At 53.1% G+C, this 12747-nt stretch carries 12 protein-coding genes; 3 read left to right on the plus strand and 9 right to left on the minus strand.

Features of this window, described 5'->3' with window-relative positions:
- Nucleotides 1-3 precede the first annotated feature (3 nt).
- The 4 genes from pepB to trmJ form a co-directional block, all read right to left on the minus strand.
- Nucleotides 4-1287, minus strand: coding sequence for an aminopeptidase PepB (gene pepB, locus AAGQ96_RS15890; protein WP_342754021.1), 1284 nt, complete (start codon nt 1285-1287; stop codon nt 4-6).
- Between the two features lie 162 nt (nt 1288-1449).
- A complete protein-coding gene (locus AAGQ96_RS15895; RefSeq protein ID WP_342754022.1) occupies nt 1450-2664 on the minus strand; it encodes an IscS subfamily cysteine desulfurase in 1215 nt (404 codons plus the stop codon).
- A gap of 116 nt (nt 2665-2780) precedes the next feature.
- Nucleotides 2781-3278, minus strand: coding sequence for a Fe-S cluster assembly transcriptional regulator IscR (gene iscR, locus AAGQ96_RS15900; protein ID WP_147199204.1), 498 nt, complete (start codon nt 3276-3278; stop codon nt 2781-2783).
- Nucleotides 3279-3465: 187 nt separating this feature from the next.
- Nucleotides 3466-4200 carry a tRNA (cytosine(32)/uridine(32)-2'-O)-methyltransferase TrmJ gene (trmJ, locus tag AAGQ96_RS15905; protein ID WP_342754023.1) on the minus strand — a complete coding sequence of 245 codons (735 nt, stop codon included), beginning with the start codon at nt 4198-4200 and terminating at the stop codon, nt 3466-3468.
- A gap of 118 nt (nt 4201-4318) precedes the next feature.
- On the opposite strand from trmJ, the gene suhB reads away from it, so the two are divergent.
- Nucleotides 4319-5122 (plus strand): inositol-1-monophosphatase, encoded by an 804-nt coding sequence (gene suhB, locus AAGQ96_RS15910; protein WP_147199208.1) that lies wholly within the window; start codon nt 4319-4321, stop codon nt 5120-5122.
- 45 nt (nt 5123-5167) lie between these two features.
- Here suhB and AAGQ96_RS15915 read toward each other — a convergent pair whose 3' ends face one another.
- On the minus strand, nt 5168-6166 hold the full coding sequence (locus AAGQ96_RS15915; RefSeq protein WP_342754024.1) for a nickel/cobalt transporter: 999 nt from the start codon (nt 6164-6166) through the stop codon (nt 5168-5170).
- The gene (locus AAGQ96_RS15920; protein ID WP_342755579.1) at nt 6157-6759 is read right to left on the minus strand and encodes a DUF1007 family protein; all 603 of its coding nucleotides are present in this window, start codon (nt 6757-6759) and stop codon (nt 6157-6159) included. The genes AAGQ96_RS15915 and AAGQ96_RS15920 overlap by 10 nt, the downstream gene beginning before the upstream one ends.
- Before the next feature lie 171 nt (nt 6760-6930).
- Between AAGQ96_RS15920 and csiE the strand changes: the two genes are divergently transcribed.
- A complete protein-coding gene (gene csiE, locus AAGQ96_RS15925) occupies nt 6931-8208 on the plus strand; it encodes a stationary phase inducible protein CsiE (protein ID WP_342754025.1) in 1278 nt (425 codons plus the stop codon).
- Here csiE and AAGQ96_RS15930 read toward each other — a convergent pair.
- Both AAGQ96_RS15930 and glyA read right to left on the minus strand, forming a co-directional pair.
- Nucleotides 8191-9345 carry a 3-phenylpropionate MFS transporter gene (locus tag AAGQ96_RS15930; protein WP_342754026.1) on the minus strand — a complete coding sequence of 385 codons (1155 nt, stop codon included), beginning with the start codon at nt 9343-9345 and terminating at the stop codon, nt 8191-8193. The genes csiE and AAGQ96_RS15930 overlap by 18 nt on opposite strands.
- A gap of 121 nt (nt 9346-9466) precedes the next feature.
- Entirely contained in the window at nt 9467-10720 is a 1254-nt protein-coding gene (gene glyA / locus AAGQ96_RS15935; RefSeq protein ID WP_147199216.1) for a serine hydroxymethyltransferase, read from the minus strand.
- 334 nt (nt 10721-11054) lie between these two features.
- On the opposite strand from glyA, the gene hmpA reads away from it, so the two are divergent.
- Nucleotides 11055-12239, plus strand: a complete 1185-nt coding sequence (gene hmpA, locus AAGQ96_RS15940) for an NO-inducible flavohemoprotein (RefSeq protein ID WP_342754028.1) — start codon at nt 11055-11057, stop codon at nt 12237-12239.
- Nucleotides 12240-12352: 113 nt separating this feature from the next.
- On the opposite strand, the gene glnB is transcribed toward hmpA, so the two are convergent.
- On the minus strand, nt 12353-12691 hold the full coding sequence (gene glnB, locus AAGQ96_RS15945; protein WP_125289509.1) for a nitrogen regulatory protein P-II: 339 nt from the start codon (nt 12689-12691) through the stop codon (nt 12353-12355).
- Nucleotides 12692-12747 lie beyond the last annotated feature (56 nt).

Genomic DNA, 12747 nt, shown 5'->3' on the forward strand with positions numbered 1-12747 from the left:
GTACTATTTCAACAGCAGGTTGGCTACGGTGCGCACGCCCAGACCGGTCGCCCCCGCAGGCCACTGATCGACAGCACCTTTGCGGTAGGTGGCCGAACAGTCAATATGCAGCCAGCCTTTCTGGTAGTTTTTAACAAAATGCGACAGGAAAGCGGCCGCGGTGCTGGCACCCGCAGTGTGTGAAGGTGCCGCAATATTGTTCAGATCGGCAAAGTTCGACGGCAGATAGCTGCGATGGAATTCCGCCAGCGGCAGACGCCAGAACGGTTCGTTTTCTGCCGTGGCGCTTCCCAGTAAAGAGTGGGCCAGCTCATCGTCAAAGCTGAACAAGGCATGGTAATCATTGCCCAGTGCAGTTTTGGCTGCGCCGGTAAGCGTTGCCGCATCAATCAGCAACTGTGGGTTCTGCTCGCTGGCGTCAATCAGGCCATCAGCAAGTACCAGTCGCCCTTCCGCATCGGTGTTCATGACTTCCACGGATTTGCCATTGCGGTAGCGAATGATATCGCCAAGACGGAAAGCATTGCCGCTCACCATGTTATCCGCGCAGCACAGATAAAGCTTGACGCGTTTATTAAGGCCACGACTGATAGCCAGCGCCAGCGAGCCGGTAAGCGTAGCTGCACCGCCCATGTCTGATTTCATGGAGTCCATTGAGCCGCTTGGCTTAAGGCTGTAACCGCCGGTATCAAAGGTAATGCCTTTGCCCACCAGGCAGGCAAAAACGGGCGCGCTGTCATCGCCGGTTGGATTGTAGTCAAGCACCAGCAGCGCCGGATTACGGGTTGAACCGCGCCCAACGGTGTGCAGGCCCGCATATCCCTGTAAACGCAGATCGTCGCCTTTGGTAATGCGATAGCTGACTTTTTCGTTGCCTACCTCACTCAGTAAATCCACCGCACGCTGTGCCAGCTGGGACGGACTGAGATCTTCGGCGGGTAAATTAATGGTATCGCGTACCCAATCGATAATTTTGCTGCGGCGATCGAATTCGGCCCGGTCCTGCTCGTTAAGCGTGGCCCATTCTACTTTTCGTTCGCCTTTCGGGCCGCGATAGCCCTGCCAGAATGCCCAGCTTTGTTCCAGATCCCAGTCGCCACGCAGGCTAACGTGACGAATTCCCTGCGCATCAATCTTGCGTGCCGCTCGCTGGATAGTCGTTAACGCATCGTTACCGGTTAAATGAATAGTCATGCCGCTGTCGTTGCTGGTCAGGGTCGCTTTCTCGCCCCAGCGTGCATCCGCCGCTGCCGTTGACAGCAAAATGTTCATTGGCGTTGTGGTCATCGCATGGTTCCTTGTTAGAAAATAAATCGTGGTCCGTGTTCAAAGTCGGACACTACAATAAACCTTTCTTGAGATTCATTTAACCAGACTAACAGAAATCATAAAAAACGGGCTAAAACAGCAGCCCGTTAAATCAATGCAATAGCACAGAAGTGTCGAAAATCAGGAACGCAGAGAGGATGCCTGGCTGCCCAGGACGCTGGCTTTAAAAGCTTTCCACTGGGGTGACAGCTCACGCAGGCGCTGGATTGATTTGCCAACCAGTTCAACTGCGTAATCAATTTCTTCGCGGGTGGTGAAGCGGCCCAGTGAAAAACGCAATGAACTGTGGGCAAGTTCGTCATCCAGACCCAGCGCGCGCAGCACGTAGGACGGTTCAAGGCTGGCTGAAGTACAGGCTGAACCGGAAGAAAGCGCTAAATCTTTCAGCGCCATTATCAGTGATTCACCATCAACATAGTTAAAGCTGACGTTCAGAATGTTGGGTGCGCCCTTTTCCAGATCGCCATTCAGATAAATTTCCTCAATGCCGCTGATCCCCTGCCACAGCCTCTGGCGAAGTCCGGCGAGACGGGCCGATTCTTCCGCCATTTCTTCTCTGGCAATCCGGTAGGCTTCCCCCATGCCGACAATTTGATGCACCGGTAGCGTTCCGGAACGCATGCCGCGCTCATGACCGCCGCCGTGAATTTGAGCCTCAATACGAATGCGGGGCTTCCGGCGCGCATACAGGCCACCGATGCCTTTTGGTCCATAGAGTTTATGGGCTGAAAACGACATCAGATCGACGTTCAGCTGGCTGACGTCTACCGGAAGTTTCCCCAGGCTTTGAGTCGCATCAACATGAAAGAGGATATCTCGTGAGCGGCACAGCTCGCCGATAGCGGCAATGTCCTGCACCACGCCGGTTTCATTATTAACGTGCATGATGGAAACCAGGATGGTGTCATCACGCATCGCGGCTTCCAGCTCGTTCAGATCAATAATGCCGTTGGGTTGAGGCGCAAGATAAGTCACCGTAAAACCTTCGCGCTCAAGCTGAATACAGGTATCCAGTACCGCTTTGTGTTCTGTCTGGCTGGTGATGATGTGGCGCCCTTTTTCCTGATGGAAATGTGCGGCACCTTTAATCGCCAGATTGTCTGATTCAGTTGCGCCAGAAGTGAAAACAATTTCACGCGGATCGGCGCCAATCAGTTCTGCGATTTGGTTGCGGGCGACATCAACAGCTTCTTCTGCCTGCCAGCCGAAGCGGTGAGAGCGGGAAGCTGGATTACCAAACGTGCCGTCCATCGTCAGGAACTGCATCATTTTTTCAGCGACGCGGGGGTCGGCGGGAGTGGTAGCGGCGTAATCCAGGTAAATCGGTACTTTCATTGCTCTTGAACTCCGTACATCACAATAAAATGTATGTCATTCAATGCGTTCTGACTGGCTCGTCAGTTTCTGTCGCCCCACAGGGTAGGGGACGACAAGTTTCGCTGCCGCTTTAATCAGGCACGCAGATTGACGTTAATGGTTTCATGCACGCGGGTGTTAGGCACGCGTGCTTTTTCAGTAGAATTTTGACGGTCTGCAACGTCCAGGATTTCCTGGTTGTTAACCAGTTCAGCCAGCGTAATGTTGTTGAGGAAATCGCTAATGCGTTCGCTCAGATCGCGCCACAGCACGTGAGTCAGACAACGCTCGCCGCCCTGACAACCTTCTTTACCCTGGCATTTGGTCGCGTCAACGGACTCATCCACGGCAGTAATTACCGCACCGACAGCAATCGCGTTCGACTCTTTACCCAGCAGATAACCACCGCCCGGACCGCGAACGCTGGCCACCAGACCATTTTTGCGCAGGCGAGAAAACAGCTGTTCCAGATAAGACAGGGAGATGCCCTGGCGTTCAGAAATATCAGCTAACGGCACTGGACCTTCGTGAGAATGAAGAGCAACGTCGAGCATAGCGGTAACGGCATAACGGCCTTTGGATGTCAGTCTCATGGCGTAAACGACCTCGGTTGTAGCCTGGTTGGCGTGAACAAATGATGGTCGTGAGTCTGACATTCCCGAGTGATTTGGTCAACTATTTAACCAAGTAAAACACTCAACTATTTAACCAAGTGTTTCACTCAAGTATTTAACCTGGTATTTCACTCAACTATTGCTGCCGCTATGCTGTTTTTTTGCGCTATTTATCGCCTTTCGGTTTTTCCAGCGAAGAAAGCATGCCGCGCAGAATGTTCAGCTCGTCACGCTCCGGGCGCGCACGGGTATAGAGGCGACGCATCTTGCTCATCACCTGCCCCGGGCTGCCTTCACGGATAAAGCCGCTTTTTACCATCATCTGTTCCATATGCTGATAAAAACGCTCGAGGTCGTCGACCAGCGGATACGGTGACGCTTCAAAGTCTGGCTGTTCTGCTCTCTGTTCCTGCGATTGTAAAAATGCCATACGCACTTCGTAAGCGATGATCTGCACCGCCATCGCCAGGTTGAGCGAGCTGTATTCCGGGTTAGCCGCAATAGCGACATGATAATGACACTTTTGCAGTTCTTCATTGGTCAGGCCAACGCGCTCGCGGCCAAAGACCAGTGCCACCGGGGCCTGCTCGCCTTCCTGTACGCTCTTGATGCCGCATTCGCGTGGATCGAGCATCGGCCAGGGAAGCGAACGGGAACGGGCGCTGGTACCCACGACCAGGCTACACCCTGTCAAAGCTTCGTCAAGGGTATCCACGATGTGGGCTTCGCCAATAACATCGCTGGCACCGGCAGCCAGCGCAATCGCCTGGGAGTCAGGTTTGACGAGTGGGTTGACCAGGTAAAGGTTTGTTAAACCCATGGTTTTCATCGCGCGAGCGACAGAACCCATGTTGCCAGTGTGAGAGGTTTCCACCAGCACAATTCGGATATTCGAGAGCATAGGAATTCAGGTCTGTGAGATAATTTGAGGATGCTAACATATTTTCAGGACTTTTACCGAACCCCCTGCTATAATCCGCGCCGTTTTCCCGTTCTTTAACATCCAGTGAGAGAGACCGATGCATCCGATGCTCAACATCGCCGTGCGCGCTGCGCGCAAGGCCGGTAATTTAATTGCCAAGAATTACGAAACTCCAGACGCCGTTGAAGCCACCCAGAAAGGCACCAACGACTTCGTTACCAATGTTGATCGCGACGCTGAGCGCCTGATTATTGAGGTGATTCGCAAGTCTTATCCGCAACACACCATCATTTCCGAAGAAAGTGGTGAATTAGCAGGTACAGACCAGGATGTACAATGGGTTATCGATCCACTGGATGGCACCACTAACTTCATTAAGCGTCTGCCTCACTTCTCCGTGTCCATCGCGGTACGCATCAAAGGCCGTACCGAAGTTGCCGTGGTTTACGATCCAATGCGCAATGAGCTGTTTAGCGCGGTTCGTGGTCAGGGTACGCAGCTGAACGGTTATCGTCTGCGCGGCAGCACTGCTCGCGATCTGGATGGCACCATTCTGGCAACCGGCTTCCCGTTCAAACTGAAGCAGCATGCCACGCCTTACATCAACATCATTGGTAAGCTGTTCACTCAGTGTGCTGATTTCCGTCGTAACGGTTCAGCGGCGCTGGATCTGGCGTATGTTGCTGCGGGCCGCGTAGATGGCTACTTTGAAATCGGCCTGAAGCCATGGGACTTTGCTGCGGGCGAACTGCTGGTTCGTGAAGCGGGTGGCCTGGTGACCGACTTTGTTGGCGCTCACGGTTATCTGCACTCTGGCAATATCGTTGCGGGTAATCCACGCGTAGTGAAATCTATGCTGGCTACCATGCGTGACGAACTGAGCGAAGCGCTGAAGCGCTAAGTTCGCAATAGTTGATAAGGGCTGAAGGATAACTTCAGCCCTTTTTTAACGCATAAACAGCGGCCTGATGCCACCCGACAAGGCCGGTTGCGCCGTAAGCCACAGCACGATCCCCATCACTACCAGCAATAAGCCTCCGGTCAGCGACAGGCAGGCTAATCCCATTTTTTGCCAGCCTTGTAACGACCCACGACTTAACTTCAGCGCCAGCGAACGAGAAATGTGCACCAGTAAAGCCATGGCAGAAACCGTGAGTGCCGTTCCCGCAGCCATGACCATTGCCGATAAAACCCCCCACCAGTAAACGCCAATCACTTTTGCAAACAGCAGCATCATCAGCGCGCCAGAACAGGGCCGTAGCCCCATGGATAACACCACCATGATTTTTGTTCTGATATTCACCGCTTTGTTAACGGATTCACTGTCCGGCACATGCTGGTGCCCGCAGCCGCAGTCCGCACTGTGCTGATGAGTGAGTGGCGTCAGGCGATGGAAAGTGCGCGCTGGTTTTTTTAAAATTTGCAGCATCTTTCTTACTGCGCGCCAGCTCAGCCAGGCTCCGAGTACAATCACCAGTAAATAACTGCCCTTCTCCAGCCAGTAGCTGCCGAGATGCAGCTGGCGCGAAGAAAGCTGCAATACCGTTAGCATCACCGTTACCAGTACAACCGCAACAGCGCCTTGCAAAAGCGCCGCCGCCAGCGTCAGTTGCAGGCTGGTTTTAAGTTTCAAAGGATGCGTCGCCAGAAACGTCGCGATTACCACTTTGCCGTGACCCGGCCCCAGTGCATGCAATACGCCATAAATCAGGCTGAATCCCAGCAGCGTCAAGCCAACCTGATGAGGATGAGCGACGACCTGCTGCATCAACATGGTCATCTCTGCATGCAAATTCCTCTGCCAGAAGATGGTTTGCAGTAAAATCTGCGACCAGTGCAGCCAGACCACTCCTGCCCCAATAATCAACGCCAACAGCAGCAGGATGATCGGCCAGAACTGCCGCCAGCCGCGCGGCGTTTTTTGCTGCGTGATGATTACTGACATGTCAGCGTCACCGCTTGGGCAAACTCTCTGCCAAGTTCCCTATCCTCCGGTGGCGCATCGGCTTTATCGAGCGATAGCGCATACGCCTGTACAGACGCGTTCGGGTTGGGCGTTTTCAGACTGAACTGACACTGCTGAGCAAGTTCAGCAGGGATATGGAGAGATTTTTCGGAATCAAAGGTCATATCAACAAAATAGGTTGGATCGAAAGTTGAAAAAGTATAGCGCTGGCCCTTGAGCGGCTGCGGCTCGCCCAGAGGAAGCACAAATTCCAGCACCGCCTGATTGCCCTGGCGCAGCAAACGATATTCTGGCGGTAAGTTATCAAATTTTACCGCTTTGCCTTCATGCCAGAACTCGGTGAAATAATGCTGTGCCAACACGTTAGCCATCACTTCCGCTGCCAGTTTTTTCCACACCACCGAGTCAGATTTTGCCTGTCCGGCATCATAGAGTAAATCGGCAGAGGTAATCGCATCCATCACCCAATGCATTTTCAAGCCGGTAAGCTGATTGCCTTGATGAACCAGCGTGGTTTGCATTGAAATAAAACTGTGAGGATGGCTCCAGGCTTGTGGTGCCACCGCAATCATTAAAGCAATAAAGGGACGAAAACAGAATACGTTATAACGTAACAATTTATATTCCTTTCACCTGTTAGCAAAAATTCTGTGACCTGCCTTAAAAGCTAAGAATAAATCTGGCGTCTCAGGACGCAGCGGGAGGCAATCACGCTATTCTTAGCGATGTTACTTTAACTGGGAATGCAGAAGATGATTTTACCGCCATCAGCGCCTGCTGCACTTTCCAGTCCGCAGCGTCACTGCCATCTGCTTTTGCTATTTTATCTTCCGAATGCCGCTGTCACGCTGGAGACAATCTGCAAGGTGAACAGCGTGGATGATTCCACTGCCCGGCAAGATATAGCGGAGGTGGCAGCAAAAATCCAGCACTATCATCGGCTTGTCCTGCGCCATGAAGCAAGCGGACACTATGGTCTTATCGGTGCTGAACTGGATCAGCGTCTTTGCCTGCTGCACTGGCTGCGCCGTGCACTCCGGCTGGTACCCGATTTCGTTCAACAACAGTTTTCTCCGGCCCTGAAGCAGCATCTGAAAAGGATGCAGACGGAAAAAGCGCTTTATGATGAACATAACCTCCAGGCGCTGGTACAGCATTGTGCACTGGGACTTTCCCGTGACTTCAGCAGCCGCGATCGTCAATTTTTACAGCTTTTTATACAGCACTCGCTCTGTCGCCGCGCCTCTACCGATTTTACCGACTCGCAGCGCAGCTGGCTGAACGGGCGTGCAGAACATCAGCTAGCGGAAGAAATCGTGCGCCACTGGCAAAAACGCTGCCATCCGGCACCTGACGCCAGTGAAGTCTGGTTATTTGCTTTACTGCTCAGCCAGCTTCATGCGCCGGTGACCACAGAAATCCGTTATGATTACGAGAGGGAGTTACTGGCGGGGGTCAGAGAGATGATTGCGCATTTTCAGGCGCTGTCTGCTAACCGCTTTTGTAATGAACAAGGGCTTTGTGACCGCCTCTATACCCATCTTGCGCAAGCGCTCGAACGCTGTCTGTTTGGCATCAGGATTGATAACAGCCTGACGGAAGAAGTTCCCCGGCTTTATCCCAAATTACTGCGCACCACTCAGGCAGCAGTAAAGGCTTTTGAACAGCGCTACAACCTGACGTTTTCACCGGAAGAACTCGGCCTGATTGCGATCCTTTTTGGCGCGTGGCTGATGCAGGAAAATGTTTTGCAGGAGAAGCAAATTCTTTTACTGACAGGAAAAGATGCTGCACTGGAAAAGGAGGTAGAACAGCAGCTGAGAGAGCTGACGCTGCTGCCTCTGAATATCAAGTATCTTGACGTGGCAGAGTACCAAAGCAACAGCGCGCCAAAAGGCGTGGCGCTGGTTATTACGCCTTACGCCACGCCTCTGCCGCTCTATTCGCCGCCGTTAATCCATGCCGAGCTGCCATTGCAGCCCCATCAGCAACAGCGTATCAGGCTACTGCTGGAGTCCTGAAGGTTGCAACTTGGGACGCAGCAGCAAGGCGGGCACCACCAGCGCTGCCATCACCCAGAACACGTTGCCATGCAAATGCTGAAACAGGACGCCGCACACCATCGTCATCACCGCAATACCGCCGCCCATTGCCAGCGCTGAATAGGCAGACTGCAAGCGAATAACCTCGCCCCCTTGCCGTGCAGCAATAAAGCGCATCGCGGCCAGATGGCAAATGGTGAAGCTGCCGCAGTGAAGGATCTGCCCTACCACCAGCCAGGGCAGTGACGTGGTTGAAGCAAGCAGGCTCCAGCGGACGATTGCGCAAACACCTGAAAGCAGCAGAAGATCGCGCGCGGTCCAGCGGCGGAATAAGCGATTGCTTGCGGCAAATACGACGATTTCTGCCACCACGCCCAGCGACCAAAGATAGCCGACGATGCTGGCGGAATAGCCAGCCTCCTGCCACCAGATGGCGCTGAAGCCATAATAGGCCGCATGTGCGCCCTGCATCAGGGTAACGCAGAGTAAAAACCGCCAGACGGCGTTCTCCTGAAGCAGCTGCTTCCACTCCGGCCAGCCCGCTTTTTTGCTTGCTCGCTCATCGCCTTGCGGCATAACCGAAGGACGCAGCAGCATGCCAGCCGCCATCGCGCCCACGCCAATGCAAAGCATAATGAGGATTGCCTGATAAGAGAAGGCACTGACCAGCGCGCCCGTCAGCGCGGAACTGATAACAAACGCCAGCGATCCCCACAGCCTGACCGGGCCATATGCCATAGCAATCTGCCGCTGCCATGTGGCTGCCAGCGCATCGCTCAGCGGCACCAGGGGTGAAAAAAGCAGGTTAAAACCGATCATCACCAGCAGCAGCCAAATCCAGGAGGCCTGGATAAAGAAACCCAGCGTGAATAATAGCGATAATAACGCCAGCAGACGTAGGGCGGTAATCAGACGGGAAGGATGAGTAATGCGGGAAGCGATCAGCAAGCTACCGATAAAACGAGAGACCATGCCCACGCCTAACAACAGGCCGATTTTTTCTGCATCAAGCCCTGAGCCCTTTAGCCAGACAGCCCAGAACGGTAGCCAGACGCCGTAGGCAAAAAAGTAGGTGAAGTAGCCCAGGCCGAGCCACCAGGCGGAACGGATTGCCATTTTCCCTCCGGCAAACAGATTTAGCGTGCAGATTTTCGGACGCTCAGATCAATTAACGGGACGTTAAGTCCCGTTAATTGATCACTGACTTCCCTGCCGGATAGCAGGGAATCGGGCATGATTAAGCGTACACAGGGAAGCGTGCGCAGATTTCCAGAACCTGCTTCTTCACGCGTTCAATGGTCGCTTCATCGTTGATATTGTCAAGAATATCAACGATCCAGCCAGCCAGTTCGCGTACTTCAGCTTCTTTAAAGCCACGGCGAGTCACGGAAGGTGAACCGATACGGATACCGGAAGTTACAAACGGGCTTTTCGGATCGTTAGGTACGCTGTTTTTGTTAACCGTAATGTTCGCACGGCCAAGAGCTGCATCAGCTTCTTTACCGGTCAGGTTTTTATCAACCAGATCCAGCAGGAACAGGTGGTTATGAGTTCCGCCGGAAACCACTTTGTAACCGCGCTCCAGGAAAACTTCCACCATCGCTTTGGCGTTTTTAGCAACCTGCTGCTGGTAAACCTTAAACTCAGGCTCCATCGCTTCTTTTAACGCGACCGCTTTACCGGCGATAACGTGCATCAGCGGGCCACCCTGGCCGCCAGGGAAAACAGCAGAGTTCAGTTTTTTATACAGATCTTCGTCGCCGCCCTTCGCCAGGATCAGGCCGCCGCGTGGACCAGCCAGCGTTTTGTGCGTGGTCGTGGTCACGATGTGTGCGTGTGGCAGCGGGTTAGGATAAACGTCTGCGGCGATCAGACCCGCAACGTGCGCCATATCGACAAACAGGTAAGCGCCGATGCTGTCAGCGATTTCACGCATTTTTGCCCAGTCACAGATGCCTGAGTAAGCAGAGAAACCACCGATAATCATTTTCGGCTTATGCTTCTGCGCCTGTGCAGCCAGATCGTCGTAATCGATTTTGCCGGTTTCGTCGATACCGTAAGGCACAACGTTATACAGTTTGCCGGACAGGTTTACCGGAGAACCGTGGGTCAGGTGGCCACCGTGCGCCAGGTTCATCCCCAGAATGGTGTCGCCCGGCTGTAGCAGCGCGGTATAAACGGCAAAGTTGGCCTGCGAGCCAGAATGTGGCTGCACGTTAGCGTAATCGGCACCGAACAGCTCTTTGGCACGATCGATAGCCAGTTGCTCAACGATATCAACATATTCACAGCCGCCGTAATAACGCTTGCCCGGATACCCTTCGGCATATTTGTTGGTCAGCTGAGACCCCTGCGCCTGCATAACACGCGGACTGGTGTAGTTTTCTGAAGCAATCAGTTCGATGTGCTCTTCCTGACGCACTTTTTCCTGCTCCATTGCCTGCCATAACTCGGCATCATAATCGGCAATATTCATATCACGCTTTAACATCCGCTTCTCCTGACTCAGCTAACTAAATATTCGGCATTGAACGGCCCGTTTGGGCGAAGGCCAACAGTGTAAACTGTTTTACCCGTTAAGGGATAGCCGGAAAGCACCCTTTTTACGCAAACGATTGGCTTCAGCACTGGCGTGGGTTGTTCAATAATTTTACATGATTCCGCGATCGGATATTTCCTCATCATCCGGATGTGATTTTCTCACTTTTACACAGCGCCCGTGGTGAAAGATGCCCTTATGGCTAAAAGGGATATTTACAAACTGGCCGCAGCTGCTATAAGATGCATTTAAAATACATGTTTTAAATTTTCCTCAGGAGCACGCCATGTTAGATGCCCAAACCATCGCCACGATTAAAGCCACCATCCCTGCCCTGCTGGCGACAGGCCCTCGCCTTACCGCTCATTTTTACGACCGCATGTTCGCGCACAATCCCGAGCTGAAAGAGATTTTCAATATGAGTAACCAGCGCAATGGTAATCAGCGGGAAGCGTTGTTTAACGCGATTTGCGCCTATGCGGGTAATATTGAAAATCTTGCCGTATTACTGCCTGCGGTGGAGAAAATCGCGCAGAAACATACCAGCTTTGCCATTCAACCCGAGCAATATCAGATTGTGGGCCAGCATCTTCTGGCGACGCTGGATGAAATGCTCAGCCCGGGCCAGGAAGTGCTGGACGCGTGGGGAAAAGCTTACGGCGTACTGGCAGGCGTGTTTATCCAACGGGAAGAAGAAATTTATCAGGCGGCGGAAAGCAAGGTGGGAGGATGGCGCTCGCCACGCGCTTTCCGCATTGCTGAAATCACGCCGCAAAGCGAGGTGATTAAAAGCTTTTTGCTCAGCCCGCTTGATGGACAGCCTGTCGCCGACTATCAGGCTGGCCAGTATCTGGGCGTCTGGTTACGCGATAAAAGCTTTGCTAATCAGGAAATTCGTCAGTACTCACTGACTCGAGCACCGAACGGCAGGGATTACCGTATTGCCGTGCGTCATGAGCCAGGCGGGACGGTTTCAGGCTGGCTGCATCAGCATGCTCAACCCGGTGACGAAGTGCATCTGGCTGCGCCGGCGGGTGACTTTTTCCTCACTGTTGAGCCGAAAACGCCGGTCACCTTGATTTCCGCAGGCGTGGGTCAGACGCCCATGCTGGCGATGCTTGACGTGCTGGCTGCGCAAAACCATCCCGCGCCTGTGCAATGGTTCCATGCAGCTGATAACGGCAAACGGCACGCTTTTGCTGAAGAAGTGGCCGCTTCCGGTCGCCGCCTGGCGCATTTTACTCAGCATATCTGGTACAAAGAGCCGCTGCCGCAGGATACGGGCCGTTTTGACAGCGCGGGCGTGATGGATCTGTTACCGATCGAAAGCAAGCTCAGCGATCCTGACATGCATTACTATCTCTGCGGGCCGTTGGGATTTATGCAGCATATCGCCGGGCAGCTGCTGCAAATGGGCATTGAGGCGGAACGCGTTCACTACGAAGTGTTTGGGCCGCATAAGGTGATTTGATGATATGGCATGATGCAGCCTGAAACTTAGCAGGCTTGCTCAGACAAAAAGGGGCGACTGTTTTGCGACAGTCGCCCCTTTGATATTCATAAGATAGTGCGGGCACAAGAAAATCAGATGGCTTCTTCGTCTTCTTCGCCAGTACGGATACGCACCACGCGCGCCACGTCAAAGACGAAAATTTTACCGTCGCCGATTTTACCGGTTTGTGCTGTTCTCATGATGGTTTCAACACAGGTATCAACGATGTCATCAGCAATCACGATCTCGATTTTTACCTTCGGCAGAAAGTCGACCATATACTCCGCACCGCGGTAAAGCTCAGTATGACCTTTCTGACGACCAAAACCTTTCACTTCAGTAACGGTCATACCGGTAATCCCGACTTCGGCCAGCGCTTCACGCACGTCGTCGAGTTTGAATGGTTTGATAATTGCATCAATCTTTTTCATGACAGACCCTTTTCATTCCCTCGGCAACCGGAGGGTAATCTTTAATCAGTATATGT

Origin of the sequence: Pantoea sp. MBD-2R (assembly GCF_039134845.1) — a bacterium.
In the GTDB taxonomy this organism is placed as follows: domain Bacteria; phylum Pseudomonadota; class Gammaproteobacteria; order Enterobacterales; family Enterobacteriaceae; genus Erwinia.

Bases quoted from the DNA above. Each gene is read 5' to 3' on its own strand.
- pepB (WP_342754021.1), bottom strand. From the start codon at position 1,287: ATGACCACAACGCCAATGAACATTTTGCTGTCAACGGCAGCGGCGGAT.
- AAGQ96_RS15895 (WP_342754022.1), bottom strand. From the start codon at position 2,664: ATGAAAGTACCGATTTACCTGGATTACGCCGCTACCACTCCCGCCGAC.
- iscR (WP_147199204.1), bottom strand. From the start codon at position 3,278: ATGAGACTGACATCCAAAGGCCGTTATGCCGTTACCGCTATGCTCGAC.
- trmJ (WP_342754023.1), bottom strand. From the start codon at position 4,200: ATGCTCTCGAATATCCGAATTGTGCTGGTGGAAACCTCTCACACTGGC.
- suhB (WP_147199208.1), top strand. From the start codon at position 4,319: ATGCATCCGATGCTCAACATCGCCGTGCGCGCTGCGCGCAAGGCCGGT.
- AAGQ96_RS15915 (WP_342754024.1), bottom strand. From the start codon at position 6,166: ATGTCAGTAATCATCACGCAGCAAAAAACGCCGCGCGGCTGGCGGCAG.
- AAGQ96_RS15920 (WP_342755579.1), bottom strand. From the start codon at position 6,759: ATGATTGCGGTGGCACCACAAGCCTGGAGCCATCCTCACAGTTTTATT.
- csiE (WP_342754025.1), top strand. From the start codon at position 6,931: ATGCAGAAGATGATTTTACCGCCATCAGCGCCTGCTGCACTTTCCAGT.
- AAGQ96_RS15930 (WP_342754026.1), bottom strand. From the start codon at position 9,345: ATGGCAATCCGTTCCGCCTGGTGGCTCGGCCTGGGCTACTTCACCTAC.
- glyA (WP_147199216.1), bottom strand. From the start codon at position 10,720: ATGTTAAAGCGTGATATGAATATTGCCGATTATGATGCCGAGTTATGG.
- hmpA (WP_342754028.1), top strand. From the start codon at position 11,055: ATGTTAGATGCCCAAACCATCGCCACGATTAAAGCCACCATCCCTGCC.
- glnB (WP_125289509.1), bottom strand. From the start codon at position 12,691: ATGAAAAAGATTGATGCAATTATCAAACCATTCAAACTCGACGACGTG.